At 69.2% G+C, this 13066-nt stretch carries 15 protein-coding genes; 10 read left to right on the top strand and 5 right to left on the bottom strand.

Features of this window, described 5'->3' with window-relative positions; genetic code table 11:
• The 5 genes from VJ655_RS14850 to VJ655_RS14830 form a co-directional block, all read left to right on the top strand.
• Positions 1-299, top strand: a 299-nt coding sequence (locus tag VJ655_RS14850; protein WP_324112354.1) for a DUF1993 family protein, incomplete at its 5' end; no start/stop codon positions are given.
• A 391-nt stretch (positions 300-690) separates the two neighbouring features.
• Positions 691-2217 carry a signal recognition particle protein gene (ffh, locus tag VJ655_RS14845; RefSeq protein ID WP_324112352.1) on the top strand — a complete coding sequence of 509 codons (1527 nt, stop codon included), beginning with the start codon at positions 691-693 and terminating at the stop codon, positions 2215-2217.
• Positions 2218-2241: 24 nt separating this feature from the next.
• A complete protein-coding gene (gene rpsP / locus VJ655_RS14840; RefSeq protein ID WP_324112350.1) occupies positions 2242-2793 on the top strand; it encodes a 30S ribosomal protein S16 in 552 nt (183 codons plus the stop codon).
• A 56-nt stretch (positions 2794-2849) separates the two neighbouring features.
• The gene (gene rimM / locus VJ655_RS14835; RefSeq protein ID WP_324112348.1) at positions 2850-3410 is read left to right on the top strand and encodes a ribosome maturation factor RimM; all 561 of its coding nucleotides are present in this window, start codon (positions 2850-2852) and stop codon (positions 3408-3410) included.
• Between the two features lie 22 nt (positions 3411-3432).
• Entirely contained in the window at positions 3433-3999 is a 567-nt protein-coding gene (locus VJ655_RS14830) for an NUDIX hydrolase (RefSeq protein WP_324112346.1), read from the top strand.
• Positions 4000-4002: 3 nt separating this feature from the next.
• On the opposite strand, the gene VJ655_RS14825 is transcribed toward VJ655_RS14830, so the two are convergent.
• Positions 4003-4857: an acyl-CoA thioesterase II gene (locus tag VJ655_RS14825; protein WP_324112344.1), complete on the bottom strand. Its 855-nt coding sequence runs from the start codon at positions 4855-4857 to the stop codon at positions 4003-4005.
• Positions 4858-4939: 82 nt separating this feature from the next.
• Between VJ655_RS14825 and VJ655_RS14820 the strand changes: the two genes are divergently transcribed.
• Positions 4940-5860: a histone deacetylase gene (locus tag VJ655_RS14820; RefSeq protein ID WP_324112358.1), complete on the top strand. Its 921-nt coding sequence runs from the start codon at positions 4940-4942 to the stop codon at positions 5858-5860.
• A 79-nt stretch (positions 5861-5939) separates the two neighbouring features.
• Here VJ655_RS14820 and VJ655_RS14815 read toward each other — a convergent pair whose 3' ends face one another.
• From VJ655_RS14815 to VJ655_RS14805, 3 genes are all read right to left on the bottom strand, one after another.
• The gene (locus VJ655_RS14815) at positions 5940-6038 is read right to left on the bottom strand and encodes a hypothetical protein (RefSeq protein WP_324112343.1); all 99 of its coding nucleotides are present in this window, start codon (positions 6036-6038) and stop codon (positions 5940-5942) included.
• 217 nt (positions 6039-6255) lie between these two features.
• Positions 6256-6675 (bottom strand): PaaI family thioesterase, encoded by a 420-nt coding sequence (locus VJ655_RS14810; protein ID WP_324112341.1) that lies wholly within the window; start codon positions 6673-6675, stop codon positions 6256-6258.
• Positions 6672-7184: a PaaI family thioesterase gene (locus VJ655_RS14805; protein ID WP_324112339.1), complete on the bottom strand. Its 513-nt coding sequence runs from the start codon at positions 7182-7184 to the stop codon at positions 6672-6674. The genes VJ655_RS14810 and VJ655_RS14805 overlap by 4 nt, the downstream gene beginning before the upstream one ends.
• A 25-nt stretch (positions 7185-7209) precedes the next feature.
• On the opposite strand from VJ655_RS14805, the gene VJ655_RS14800 reads away from it, so the two are divergent.
• A complete protein-coding gene (locus VJ655_RS14800; RefSeq protein ID WP_324112337.1) occupies positions 7210-8238 on the top strand; it encodes a ligase-associated DNA damage response exonuclease in 1029 nt (342 codons plus the stop codon).
• Here the strand turns inward: VJ655_RS14800 and VJ655_RS14795 are convergent.
• Complete coding sequence (locus VJ655_RS14795; RefSeq protein WP_324112335.1) at positions 8214-9401, bottom strand: citrate synthase family protein; 1188 nt, start codon at positions 9399-9401, stop codon at positions 8214-8216. The two genes, VJ655_RS14800 and VJ655_RS14795, sit on opposite strands and share 25 nt — an antisense overlap.
• A gap of 74 nt (positions 9402-9475) precedes the next feature.
• Between VJ655_RS14795 and VJ655_RS14790 the strand changes: the two genes are divergently transcribed.
• The 3 genes from VJ655_RS14790 to rfaE1 are packed head-to-tail and all read left to right on the top strand — an operon-like array spanning position 9476 to position 13035.
• Complete coding sequence (locus VJ655_RS14790; protein ID WP_324112334.1) at positions 9476-10561, top strand: citrate synthase/methylcitrate synthase; 1086 nt, start codon at positions 9476-9478, stop codon at positions 10559-10561.
• Between the two features lie 55 nt (positions 10562-10616).
• Positions 10617-11546, top strand: coding sequence for a cation diffusion facilitator family transporter (locus tag VJ655_RS14785; RefSeq protein ID WP_324112332.1), 930 nt, complete (start codon positions 10617-10619; stop codon positions 11544-11546).
• 31 nt (positions 11547-11577) lie between these two features.
• A complete protein-coding gene (gene rfaE1, locus VJ655_RS14780) occupies positions 11578-13035 on the top strand; it encodes a D-glycero-beta-D-manno-heptose-7-phosphate kinase (RefSeq protein ID WP_324112330.1) in 1458 nt (485 codons plus the stop codon).
• Positions 13036-13066: the final 31 nt, after the last annotated feature.

Here is a 13066-nt window from a genome sequence, read left to right as displayed (position 1 = left end):
GCCTGGCCCAGGCCGAGATTCCGGCCTGGGGCGACGTCGAGACCAGCTTCGCCGAGCTGATCGCCCGCGTCGACCGCGCCATCGCCTTTGTCGAGGGCCTCGAACCGGCCGCCTTCGAGGGCGCGGAGACCCGCGAGGTTTCCCTGACCCGCCGGGGCGAGACCCACGTCTTCAACGCCGTCGACTATCTGCAAGGCCAGGCGATCCCGAACTTCTACTTCCACCTCGCCACCGCCTACGCGATCCTGCGCCACAACGGGGTCGAGATCGGCAAGCGCGACTTCCTGGGAACCGCGTAACCGCTTCTTCAGCCTTCCCAATTCAACCGCCTTCCTCGCCCTCGTGGCGAGACCCATGGTGGGGCCAGGCTCGGTTCTGGTCAGCAGGTTCCGCCGTCGTGGTCGCCCTCTATTTCGGCGCTGCGCAGCCTGAGCGATGGGCCCCAGGCACAAGGCTTGGGGAGGCGGGTTTTGGTTCGACGGATCAGCAGTCGCCCCTGACTGTGGACTCCTCGCGCTTTTTCAGCCATAAGCCCCGGCTTCCGGCGCTTTATCAGCAGCGCCTCCACCGTCACGACCCCGGCCTGGTAGCCCAGGATCCATCCGGACGAGGACGGCGAGGACCCCCGTCGACGTGATCGTCCACGGGGGCTGATGGCGTTTGGAGCCGAGTTTTAACCCAGGGTTCGACATGTTCGACGGCCTTACAGAGCGACTTTCCGGCGTCTTCGAACGCCTCGGCGGTCGTGGCGTGCTGTCCGAAAAGGACATCGACGAGGCGCTGCGCGAGGTTCGCGTCGCCCTGCTCGAGGCCGACGTCGCCCTGCCGGTCGTCAAGGACTTCATCAGCAAGGCCAAGGAGCTGGCGTCGGGCGAGGCGGTCATCCGCTCGGTCAAGCCGGCCGACCAGGTGGTCAAGATCGTCTATGACGGCCTGGTGGACATGCTGGGCGGCGACGTTCCGACCGGCCTGAACCTGGCCTTGAACCCGCCGTCGGTGATCCTGATGGCCGGCCTGCAGGGCTCGGGCAAGACCACCACCACCGGCAAGCTGGCCCTGCGCCTGTCCAAGGCCGAGCGCAAGAAGGTGCTGGTCGCCTCGCTCGACACCCGCCGCCCGGCCGCCATGGAACAGCTGGCGACCCTGGCCAAGCAGGTCGAGGTCGAAAGCCTGCCGATCGTTCCCGGCCAGAGCGCCCAGGACATCGCCAAGCGCGCGATGACCGCCGCCAAGCTGGGCGGCTACGATGTCCTGATCCTCGACACCGCCGGCCGCACCACGCTGGACGAGGCGATGATGAGCGAGGCGGCCGAGATCGCCCGCATCGCCAACCCGACCGAAACCATCCTGGTCGCCGACAGCCTGACCGGCCAGGACGCCGTGCGCACGGCCAAGGCGTTCCACGAGCGCCTGCCGCTCACGGGCCTTATCCTGACCCGCGCCGACGGCGACGGCCGCGGCGGCGCGGCGCTGTCGATGCGCCACGTCACCGGCCTGCCGATCAAGTTCCTTGGCGCCGGCGAAAAGATCGACCAGCTGGACGTGTTCGACGCCCGCCGTGTCGCCGGCCGCATCCTGGGCCAGGGCGACGTCGTGGCCTTGGTCGAGAGGGCCGCCGCCGACCTCGACCAGGCCGAAGCCGAGCGCATGGCCAAGAAGCTGGCCAAGGGCAAGTTCGACCTCGACGACCTGTCGGCCCAGCTGTCCCAGATGCAGAAGATGGGCGGCATGGAAGGCATCATGGGCCTGCTGCCGGGCGTCCAGAAGGTCAAGAAGCAGATCGCCGAGAGCGGCATCGACGACAAGGTCTTCCGTCGCCAGCAGGCGATCATCAGCTCGATGACCAAGGAAGAGCGCAAGAAGCCCGACATCCTGGCCGCCTCGCGCAAGCGTCGCATCGCGGCGGGCTCGGGCGTCGACGTCGCCGAGATCAACCGTCTGCTGAAGCAGCACCGCCAGATGGCCGACATGTTCAAGGCCATGTCGAAGGATGGCGGCAAGGGCCTGGCCCGCATGGCCCAGATGATGGGCGGCGGCGACATGGCCCGTCTCAAGAACATGGGCGGGGGGAAGATACCCCAGCCCGATCCCAATGCAGCGGGGGGCCAAGGCCTCTCGGGGCTGCCCGGTCTGCCGGGCCTCGGGAGTGGCGGCGACGCCAAGCCCAACCCTCTCTCCGGCCTGGGCCTGCCCGGCTTCAACCCGTTCAAGAAATAGAACCTAGACCAAGGACTACCTCAAATGCTGAAGATCCGTCTCGCCCGTGGCGGCGCCAAGAAGCGTCCGTACTATTCGATCGTCATCGCCGACAGCCACTCGCCGCGCGATGGCCGCTTCATCGAGAAGGTCGGCACCTACAACCCGCTCCTCAAGAAGGACGACCCGGCGCGCGTGACGCTGAAGGTCGAGTCGATCCAGGAGTGGCTGAAGAAGGGCGCTCAGCCGTCGGACCGCGTCGCGCGCTTCCTGGCCGCCCAAGGCCTGACCACCTGGGCCCACGGCAACAACCCGCAAAAGGGCGAACCGGGCAAGAAGGCCAAGGAACGCACCGCCGAGCGCGCTCAGCGCGAAGAGGACCGCAAGCAAGCCGAAGCCGACGCCAAGGTCGCCGCCGCCGAAGCCGCTGAAGCCGCCAAGGTCGCCGCCGCTGAAGCCGCCGCCGCCGCGGCCGCCGCCCCGGCCGTCGAAGAAGCTCCGGCTGAAGAAGCCCCCGCCGCCGAAGTCGCCGCTGAAGAGGCCCCCGCTGCTGAAGCGGCCGCTGAAGCTCCGGCTGAAGAAGCCTCGGAAGGCTAATCAGGGTTCCAGCGCCGCCGTCTCTCTCGGGGCGGCGGCGCGACTCTGTCCGGACCATGGCCCCCTCTCCCGAAGATCCGATGATCCTGGTCGGCCGCGTGGCCGGCGGCTTCGGCGTGCGCGGCGAGGTGCGGATTTCGACCTATACCGAAGACCCGATGAGCATCGCGGCCTTCAAGACGCTGAAGCGCCAGGACGGCTCGGTCGCGCTGACCATCGTTTCGGCTCGCAAGACCAAGGACGGCGTCGTCTGCCGTTGTCCGGGTGTCGAGACCAAGGAAGCCGCCGACGCCCTGCGCGGCCTGCGTCTCTACGTCCCCCGCTCGGCCTTGCCCGAGCCGGACGAGGATGAGTTCTACCTGACCGACCTGGTCGGCCTTTCCGTCCGCCATATCCAGACCGACGTCCTACTGGGCCGCGTGAAGAGCGTGCAGAACTTCGGCGCCGGCGATATTCTCGAGATCACGCCGGACCTCGGCGGCCCCACCTGGTACCTGCCCTTCACGCGAGCCGCGGTTCCCGAGGTCAAGATCGCCGAAGGCCTGATCCTGGCCGACCCGCCCGCCTTGGTGGGCGAGCAGGAAGGGCCTTCTGAAGAAGAGTCGGTCGAAGACTGATTTGCCGCCAAGGGAGCGCCCGGTGACGTCCGACGGAAAGTGGCGGGTCACCGCCTCGCGCTATGTGCACAGGGATCAATGGATCAGCCTGCGGGCCGACGATTGCGTGACCGACGAGGGCGCGGTGGTCGCGCCCTATTACGTGCTGGAATACCGTGACTGGGTCGAGGTGGTGGCGTTGGACGCGGCCGACAATGTCCTGCTGATCAAGCAGTACCGCCACGGCCTGGGCGACTTTTCGACCGAACTTCCGGCGGGCGGCATGGATTCCGGCGAGACCGATCCCGTCGCCGCCGCGCGACGGGAGCTTCTGGAGGAGGCCGGCTGCGCGGGCGACTTGACGCTGATCGGAGAGAGTCGGCCCAACGCCGGCACCCACACCAACCGCGTCCACATCGTCCTGGCGCGAGACGTCGTCCGCGTCGGCCAGCCGAAAGACGATCCGAGCGAGCGCATCGAGTCGTTCTGGGTCTCGGCCGCCGAGGCGCTGCGCATGGCCCTGGCCGGCGAGATCACCGTGGGGATGCAGGCCGCGTCCCTGCTGCGGGGTCTGGCCGCCGCGGGCGTGGCCCGGATCGAGCCGGCCTGACGCCTACTTCCGCACCCGCATCAGGCATTCCTGGGCCACCGAGGCCAGGAGCTTGCCGTCCTTGCTGAACATCTGGCCGCGCACCAGACCGCGGCCCTGCGAGGCGCTGGGGCTGTCCTGAGCGAACAGGGTCCATTCGTTGAAGTCGAACGGATGGTGGAACCACATGGCGTGGTCCAGGCTGGCGCCCTGCAGGCCCGGCGTCGTCCAGATCAGTCCGTGCGGACGCAGGGCGCTTTCCATGAAGGCCATGTCCGAAGCGTAGGCCAGGGCCGCCTGCTGCATCTTGACGTCGTCGCCCAGCGGAGCCTTGGCGCGCATCCAAACGTTCTTGGTCCCCGACTTCTTGACCGGAGCGACCGGGTTCTGCGGGTCGACCCAGCGCACGTCCACGGGGCGCGGCTTGCCGGCCATGGCCAGCATCTTCGGATGGATCTGCTCGCCGAGGCTCTTGAGGAACTCGACCTCGGTCCGCAGGCTTTCGGGATCGGGCGCGTCGGGCATGTCCGACTGGTGCTCAAAGCCGTCTTCCGGCGTCTGGAACGAGCAGGCCAGGTTGAAGATCTGCTCGCCATGCTGGATCGCGGCGACCCGGCGGGTGGTGAAGGTGCCGCCGTCGCGGGCCCGCTCGACGTCGTAGAGCACCGGCGCGTTCACGTCGCCCGGACGGATGAAGTAGGCGTGCAGCGAGTGGCAGACGCGATCGGGCACGGTCTTGTACGCGGCCAGAAGCGCCTGGGCGATCACTAGGCCGCCGAAGATGCGCGGGAAGCCGTCATTCGGGCTCGTGCCGCGGAACAGGTTCACCTCGATCGGTTCGAGGTCGAGGATGTCGGCGAGGTTCTCGGTCGTCTGCATGACGCAGTGCGATAAGCGCGGTTCGGCGCCGCCGCAAGTCATCACCTTGCGTCCAGCGGTCGCGGCGCCCATCGTTACGGCGATGTCCCGCGCCCCACCCATCGTCCACCACCCCGCCTTCCGCGCCGAGATGCCCGCGGGTCACCGGTTCCCGATGGACAAGTTCTCGCGCCTGGCCAGCCTGCTGGAGGCCGAGGGCGTGCCGGGGAACGAGGGCTTCGTGCGGCCCGAACCGGCCGACGTCGAGACGCTGCGGCTGGTTCACTCGGAGGACTACGTCCGGGGCGTGATCGAGCTCTCTCTTCCGGCCGACGTGGTCAGACGGATCGGCATGCCCAATACCGACAGCGTCGCGACGCGGGCCCGGGCCGCGACCGGCGGCACGATCCTGGCCGCGCGCCTGGCGCTGGCGCAGGGGATCGCCTGCAACACCGCCGGCGGGAGCCATCACGCCTTCGCCGACGGCGGCGCGGGATTTTGCGTGTTCAACGACGTGGCGGTCGCGGCGCGGCGCCTGCAGGCGGAAGGTCTGGTGGGTCAGGTTCTGGTCGTCGATCTCGACGTTCACCAAGGCGACGGCACGGCGCGCATCTTCGAGGGCGATCCCAGCGTCTTCACCGTCTCGATGCACGCCGAGAAGAACTACCCGCACCGCAAGGCGACGAGCGATCTCGATGTCGAGCTGGCCGACGGCACGGGCGACGAGGCCTATCTGCGGAAGCTGGAGGAGATCCTGCCGGCGCTGCTTTCCAGCGTCCGGCCGGACATCGTCTTCTTCAATGCGGGGGTCGATCCGCACGCGGACGACAAGCTGGGGCGGCTGTCGCTGTCCGACGAGGGTCTTGGGCGACGGGAGGCCTATGTCCTGGGCGCTTGTCTTGCTCTTGGGATCCCCGTGGTCGGGGTCATCGGCGGCGGCTACGACGCGGATATCGATCGTCTTGCGGCCCGCCACGCCATCCTGCATCGGACGGCGAAAAGTCTTTGGTCTTCAGAGGTCTAGGGTCTTGGAAATCTGGTCTGTCGCCATCTCCGTCGAGGCGGCCCGAAGGGCGGCCTGACGGAGGTTACGCGGCGATCACTTAGAGGCTCGAGGCGAGCGAACCGGCGATGATGACGAGCGGCAGAACCGCCAGGACGAGCGTAGCGAAGCCGGCGATGGCGTTGGTCTTCATGGTCATGGTCTTGATCCCTTTTTTGTCCGGCCGCCCCGTCGGCGTCCGGTGATCAGGGATATAGGCTCTGACTCGGGTTAAGGCACGTTACCCTTGCTTCATGACGCCGATTTAAGAAACTTTGTCGCACCCGTTCCGCATTACAGAGGATTAATGCAGTCGCAAAATTCAGTTTCCTGAGAAACTTTATTCTCCAGGGAGGGGCGCAACGAAGCCGCCGCATTTACTCTTCGCTGGGCGCCACCAGGAACAGCCCGCGCATCGTGGCGATCGGGGCCGAGCGGGTCTCCTGCCAGGCTTCGACATGGACGTTGGCGATCCGCCTGCCCAGCTTCTTGATGCTGGCGCGGGCGTAGGTGGTCAGGGGCCGGCCCGAGCGCAGGTACTCGATCGAGACGTCGATGGTGCGCGGCTGGCGCGTCATCGGCGCGGCGGCCGACAACTGGGCCAGGGCCGTCATCTCCATGAAGGCGCCTAGCACGCCGCCATGGATGGCCGGCAGCATCGGGTTGCCGACGATGTGCTGGGCGAAGGGCAGGATGGCGGTCATCTCGTCGCCGGCCAGTTCGGCGCGCACGCCCAGGAACCGGGCGTAGGGGATGGAATCCAGCATCGAGACCAGGCGGCTGTCGGCGTCGCTCATTGGTCGACTCCTCCGGTCTTGGCGCTCGGCTGGCGCGAGGGCTTGAGGTTGGCGCCTGGTTTCTTGCCGGCGCTAGAGTCGAGCATGAAGGCCGCCTGAGCGGTGGCGACCGGATCCTCTGGATCGCGGTCGTAGGCGACGGCGCGGACGAAGGCCACCGAACGGGTCAGCTTGTAGCAATGGGCGCGGGCCAGCACGTCCAGGCCGGGCTCGGCAGGGCGCATGTAGTCGATGCGCAGGTCCAGGGTGGCGATCGAGGTCCAGGCCTCCAGGGCCGCGTGCACCGCCTGGCCGCTGGCGTGGTCGAGCAGGGTGGTGACCACTCCGCCGGCGATGACGCCCGTCTCGGGATCGCCGACGATCTCTGGACGGTACGGGACCTTCAGGACGGCGGTCGCGTCGCCGATCTCCAGGGTGGAGAAGCCCAGGGCTCGAGCCTGGGGGCTGCCTTCGTTCATCGCCGTGGCGATGAGCCGGGTCTGTTCTTTGTGACTGTCTGGATCGCTCATGGGGATAGGCTTAGCGCTTTCCGCGTTGTCATATCCAGCCGTGATCAAGCCCGAAGCGCTTCTCTGTCCCCGGCCGGCCGGTCTCTATTGCCCGCCGGGAGACTTCTACATCGACCCCGTCCGCCCCGTGGGCCGGGCGGTGATCACCCACGGTCATTCCGATCATGCCCGCGCTGGCCACGGGCTCGCCGTCGCCACGCCCGAGACCCTGGCGATCATGGCCGTCCGCTACGGCGAGGACTTCGCCGGTCGCCGCGAGGCCGTGGCCTATGGCGAAACCTATGCGCGCGACGGGGTCGAGGTGACGCTGGTCCCGGCCGGCCATGTGCTGGGTTCGGCCCAGGCGGTGGTGCGCTGGAAGGGCCTGACCATGGTGGTCTCGGGCGACTACAAGCGCCGCCGCGACCCGACCTGCGCGCGGTTCGAGCCGGTTCCCTGCGATGTGTTCATCACCGAGGCGACCTTTGGCCTGCCGGTCTTCCGCCATCCCGACGACGCCGGGGAGATCCGCAGCCTGTTGGCGTCGGTCGAGCAGTTCCCCGATCGTTGTCACATCGTCGGCGCCTACGCTCTGGGCAAGGCCCAGCGCGTGATCAGCCTGCTGCGCGAGGCGGGCTGGGACAGGCCGATCTTCGTGCACGGCGCCCTGGAGCGGCTGAACGTCCTCTACGAGGCGCATGGCGTGGAGCTTGGCGTGCTCACGCCGGCGACGTCCTCCGGCTCCAAGGACACCTTCGCAGGACAGATCATCATCGCCCCGCCCAGCGCCATGGCCGACCGCTGGTCGCGGCGCTTTCCCGAACCCGTGGACTGTTTCGCCTCTGGCTGGATGCGCGTGCGGGCCAGGGCCCGTCAGCGCGGGGTCGAGCTGCCGCTGATCCTGTCCGACCACGCCGACTGGGACGAATTGACGGCGACCTTGTCGGAGCTGCGCCCCGGCGAGGTGTGGATCACCCACGGCCGTGAAGAGGCGCTGGAGCGGTGGTGCGAGCTGGAAGGCCTCCCCGCTCGGGCGCTCAGGCTGGTCGGCTATGACGAGGAAGAAGGCGAATAGCTATCGGGCGCCGCGCCGACGTACCGCGCGCGCGGCCGGATCAGGCGTCCCGTCTGCAACTGCTCAATGGCATGCGCTGCCCAGCCGGCGCTTCTGGCCGTGGCGAACAGGATGAAGGGCGCGTCCGGCGGGAGCTTCAGGGTCCGGGCCAAGGTCACCAGGGCGAAATCGATGTTCGGCGCCTGACCGGTCGCCGCCTCGGTCGCCGCTCGCAGGTCGGCCAGTAGCGGCGAAATTTCGAACGCTCCCAGCAAGGCCGCCGCGCGGGGATCGCCATCGGGATAGAGCGGATGACCAAACCCCGGCATGGCGGCGCCGCGCGCCAGACGGGCGGACACCGCGTGCTTCGGGTCCCGACGCTCGGCCTCCTCGACGAAGGCCTCCACCCGGGCGGCCATGCCGCCGTGCAGGGGTCCGGACAGGGCCGCCAGCCCCGCCAGGCAGGCCGCCGACAGCGACGCGCCCGTCGAGGCCGCAACGCGAGCGGCGAAGGTCGAGGCGTTCAGTTCGTGATCGGCGAGCAGCACCAGGGCGCGGCGGACGAGGTCGGCGCCCTCGGCGTCCAGGCCCCAGGCGGCGGCGAAGCGGGCATGGGCGGGGCCTTCGCCAGCCCCAGATTCGGGAAACGGGCCGGTGGCGGCGTCGACGACGGCTTCCAGCAGGTCGGCGGCCTCCATGGCCAGGGCCAGGGGCGCGCGGCCTCGCGCCGGCGGTTCATGCCCTGCCCGGGCGGCCAGGGCCAGAAACAGGCGGCCGCGCGCGCCGTCGGCGGGCGGCGGTTCTGGGCGATGCGACGATTTCAGCGCCGCCCCATGACCGCCGCGCAGCAGTCGGGCGACATTTTCCAGGCTCAAGCCCTGCTCGGCCAGGTTCACGGCGTCGCGACCACGATACCAGAGGCGTCCCCCCGCCACCGTCGTGATCGCCGAGGCCAGCACGGGCTCGCCCCAGGCGATCGCCTCGGCGGCGACGTCGGCCGCGCGCCGGCCGCGCGCCTTCTTCTGGGCCAGGGCCGCGACGTCCGAGGCGCGATAGAGGCTGCGGCGCGGATCCCGGGGATGGGCGGCCGCCTCGATCCGGCCTCGGCTGACGTAGGCGTAGAGCGTCTGCGGCCGGATCCCGAGCCGCTCCAGTACCTGATCCGCTTCGAGCCAGTCGGTCATATAGGTTGATTATATTGATCAAGATTGACGATCAAGCTGGACGCGAGCCTTTTCGCCAAGAAAGGAGACCGCATATGTCCGAGGGTCTTGAGGGCGTTGTCGCCGCCCGCACCGTTCTGTCAGATGTCGACGGCGCCAGGGGCCGTCTGGTGATCCGGGGTTACGCCGTCGAGGATCTCGCGGGCCGCACCCGCTACGAGGAAGCCGCCCATCTGCTGTTCGACGGCTTTTTCGAAGACGCGCCCTCCGACCTGGCGCCGGCTCTGGGCGAGGCTCGTGTGCGCGCCTTCGCCGAGGTGGCCGCGCTTGATGAAGGCCTGGCCCGGCGCGATCCAGTGGAGGCCATGCGCGCGCTCTTGGCCCGCCTGCCCGACGGCGACGACTTGGCGACCGCCCTGCTGCTGATCGCGGCCCCCGCCGTCTTCACCCCCGCCGTGTTGCGCGTGGCCAAGGGCGAGAGCCCCGTCGCGCCAGATCCGGCCTTGTCGCACGCCGCCGACATCCTGCGCATGACGCGCGGAACACCGGCGACCGAGGCCGAGGCCATGGCGTTGGACGCCTATCTGGTTACGGTCTGCGACCACGGCCTGAACGCCTCGACCTTTGCCGCCCGGGTCGTGGCCTCGACACGCGCGGGCCTGACCTCGGCGGTGCTGGTGGGACTGTCGGCGCTGAAAGGTCCGCTGCACGGCGGCGCGCCGGGGCCGGTGATCGAGATGCTGGACGAGATCGCAACGCCCGCGAACGCTCGCCCGTGGCTGGAGAGGGCCCTGGCGCGCGGCGACCGATTGATGGGCTTTGGCCATCGCATCTACCGCGTCCGAGACCCGCGCGCCGACGCCCTGAAGGCGGCCGTGCGCAAGCTGGCGTCGGCGTCGGGCGGCTTGCCCGGCCGTCTGGTTTTCGCCGAGGCGGTCGAGCAGGCGGCCCTGGAAATCCTGCGGGAACACAAGCCGGATCGGCCGCTGGACACCAATGTCGAATTCTACACCGCCCTGCTGCTGGAGGCCTTGGGCCTGCCGCCGTCCAGCTTCACCTGCGTCTTCGCCATGGGGCGCGTCGCCGGCTGGCTGGCCCACGCCCGCGAACAACTGGCCGGCGGCCGCCTGATCCGCCCGCAGTCGGTCTATGTGGGGCCGGAGCCCAGGATAGCGGCCTGACCGTCGCGAGTCGTTCGCGCTGGGGCTGGGCCGGCGGCCTTGCTAAAAGGCGGCCATGTCCCCAGCCGCCGCCTCCCCCGAAGTCCGCGCCGCCACTCGACGGGTCGCCCTGCTGTCGGTCGCGACAGCGGCGATCCTGATCCTGGTCAAGGCGGCTGCTTGGCTGGCCAGCGGCTCGGTCGCGATCCTGGCTTCGCTGTCGGACTCGGCGCTGGATCTCGTGGCCTCGCTGATCACCGTCTACGCCGTGCGCTACGCGGCCGAGCCGCCGGACGCCGAGCACCGCTTCGGCCACGGCAAGGCCGAGGCTTTCTCCAGCCTGATGCAGGGCGGCCTGGTCTTCGCTTCGGGCGCCCTGATCGGACGCGAGGCGATCAACGCGCTGCTGCATCCGCGCCCCGTCGAGCACGGCCTGGCCGGCGTGGCCGTGATGCTGGTGTCGATCGGCCTGACCCTGGCGCTGATCACCGCCCAGACCCGCGTCGTGAAGGCCAGCGGCTCGATCGCCATCTCCGGCGACCGCGCTCACTATGCGGCCGACCTCGCCTCGAACGCGGTGGCCCTGGTCGGGGTCGGCGCGGCCGCCTGGCTGGGCCTGCCCTGGCTCGACGCCGCGGCCGGCCTGGTGGTGGCGCTGTGGCTGATCTGGGGCGCGATCGGTGTGTTCCGCGAGGCCTCGGCCCAGCTGATGGACCGCGAACTGCCCGAGGACGAGCGTGCGCGCATCGTCGAGCTCGCCACGGTGGATCCGCGCGTCCTGGGCGTCCACCAGTTGCGCACGCGGGCCTCCGGTCCCTACGTCCACATGCAGATGCACGCCGACCTGGCCGCCGAGATCTCGCTGGCCGAGGCGCACACGATCATGGTCGCCGCCGAGAACCGCCTGCTGGAGGCCTTCCCCTCGGCCGACATCATCATCCATCCCGACCCCCGGGGCCTGGCCGAGAAGCACGGTGGCGTCTTCGCCGAGAGCGTCGAGGGTTGAGTTTTCGGGGCGGAGCGGTACGGAACTCCGCATGAACGACGCCCTCGCCCATCTGCCCCGCGCTTTCGCCGGCAAGACCGTGCTGGTTCTCGGCGACGTGATGCTGGACCGCTTCGTCTATGGCGCGGTCGACCGCATCTCGCCCGAGGCGCCGGTGCCGGTGATCGCGGTCGAGAAGGAAACGGCGATGTTGGGCGGGGCGGGCAATGTCGCGCGCAACGTGGCGGCCCTCGGCGCGAAGGCCGTCCTGATCGGCCTGATCGGCGGGGACGACGCGGGCGCCGCCCTGAACGGCATGATCGACGCCGAGACCGGGCTCGAGGCCGAACTGATCGTGGATCCGAGCCGGCGCACGACCGAGAAGGTCCGCTACATTTCCGGCTCCCACCAGATGCTGCGAGTCGATCGCGAGGATCGCACGTCCGGCGACGGCGTGGCGCTGCTGGCGGCGTTCAAGGCCCGCCTGCCGATGGCCGACGTCGTGGTGCTGTCCGACTACGCCAAGGGCGTGCTGACCGACGCGGTGGCGCGCGAGGCGATCGCCGCGGCCCGGGCGGCCGGCAAGCCGGTGATCGTCGATCCCAAGAGCCGCGACTTCGCCCGATACGACGGCGCGACCCTGATCAAGCCGAACCGCAAGGAAGCCGCCGAGGCGACCGGCATCGTCGACAACAGCGACGCGGCCTCCGAAGACGCCGGCGCGGCGATCCTGGCCATGGCGCCGACCCTGGACGCCGCTCTGATCACGCGGGGCGGAGCCGGCATGACCCTGGCGGTTCGCGGCCAGGCGCCGGTTCATCTCCCAGCGACGGCCGTGGAGGTGTTCGATGTTTCCGGAGCCGGCGACACCGTGGCCGCGACCCTGGCCCTGGCTATCGCCGCTGGCGCGAGTCTGGCCGACGCGGCCCATCTCGCCAACCTCGCGGGCGGGCTGGTCGTCGCCAAGCTGGGCACCGACGTCGTCACCGCCGCGGAGCTCACCGCCCGGGCCGGCTCGAACCAGGGCGAGCCTGGAGAGATCAAGATCGCGACCCTCGACCAGGCCCGTGAGATCGTCGAGGGATGGCGCGCGCGGGGCTTGAAGGTCGGCTTCACAAACGGTTGCTTTGATTTGCTGCACCCCGGCCACGTCTCCCTGCTGTCGCAGGCCAAGTCGGCTTGCGACCGGTTGATCGTCGGCCTCAACACCGACGCTTCGGTCTCCAAGCTGAAGGGCCCGACCCGGCCGGTGCAGAAGGAGCAGGGCCGCGCGACGGTGTTGGCCTCGCTGTCCTCGGTGGATCTGGTGGTGCTGTTCGACGAGGACACGCCGCTGGAGCTGATCAAGGCGTTCCGACCGGATGTGCTGGTCAAGGGCGCGGACTACACGGTCGAGACCGTGGTCGGCTCGGACATCGTCCTCGGCTACGGGGGCGAGGTCGTCCTGGCGCAGCTGAAACAGGGCCAGAGCACCACGGCGCTGATTGGTCGCATGAACGGCCAGGCTTGATCGAAATCGCCGCGCAAAAGGCTGGTTTTCC

This window comes from Caulobacter sp. (genome assembly GCF_035254145.1).
Taxonomy (GTDB): Bacteria; Pseudomonadota; Alphaproteobacteria; order Caulobacterales; family Caulobacteraceae; genus Caulobacter.
Note: the sequence above shows the minus strand (reverse complement) of the source record. Positions and strands in the feature narration are given on the sequence as shown.

Excerpts from the sequence above, each read along its gene's own strand:
- ffh (WP_324112352.1), top strand. The coding sequence starts at position 691 with ATGTTCGACGGCCTTACAGAGCGACTTTCCGGCGTCTTCGAACGCCTC.
- rpsP (WP_324112350.1), top strand. The coding sequence starts at position 2,242 with ATGCTGAAGATCCGTCTCGCCCGTGGCGGCGCCAAGAAGCGTCCGTAC.
- rimM (WP_324112348.1), top strand. The coding sequence starts at position 2,850 with ATGGCCCCCTCTCCCGAAGATCCGATGATCCTGGTCGGCCGCGTGGCC.
- VJ655_RS14825 (WP_324112344.1), bottom strand. The coding sequence starts at position 4,857 with ATGCAGACGACCGAGAACCTCGCCGACATCCTCGACCTCGAACCGATC.
- VJ655_RS14820 (WP_324112358.1), top strand. The coding sequence starts at position 4,940 with ATGTCCCGCGCCCCACCCATCGTCCACCACCCCGCCTTCCGCGCCGAG.
- VJ655_RS14815 (WP_324112343.1), bottom strand. The coding sequence starts at position 6,038 with ATGACCATGAAGACCAACGCCATCGCCGGCTTCGCTACGCTCGTCCTG.
- VJ655_RS14810 (WP_324112341.1), bottom strand. The coding sequence starts at position 6,675 with ATGAGCGACGCCGACAGCCGCCTGGTCTCGATGCTGGATTCCATCCCC.
- VJ655_RS14805 (WP_324112339.1), bottom strand. The coding sequence starts at position 7,184 with ATGAGCGATCCAGACAGTCACAAAGAACAGACCCGGCTCATCGCCACG.
- VJ655_RS14795 (WP_324112335.1), bottom strand. The coding sequence starts at position 9,401 with ATGACCGACTGGCTCGAAGCGGATCAGGTACTGGAGCGGCTCGGGATC.
- VJ655_RS14790 (WP_324112334.1), top strand. The coding sequence starts at position 9,476 with ATGTCCGAGGGTCTTGAGGGCGTTGTCGCCGCCCGCACCGTTCTGTCA.
- VJ655_RS14785 (WP_324112332.1), top strand. The coding sequence starts at position 10,617 with ATGTCCCCAGCCGCCGCCTCCCCCGAAGTCCGCGCCGCCACTCGACGG.
- rfaE1 (WP_324112330.1), top strand. The coding sequence starts at position 11,578 with ATGAACGACGCCCTCGCCCATCTGCCCCGCGCTTTCGCCGGCAAGACC.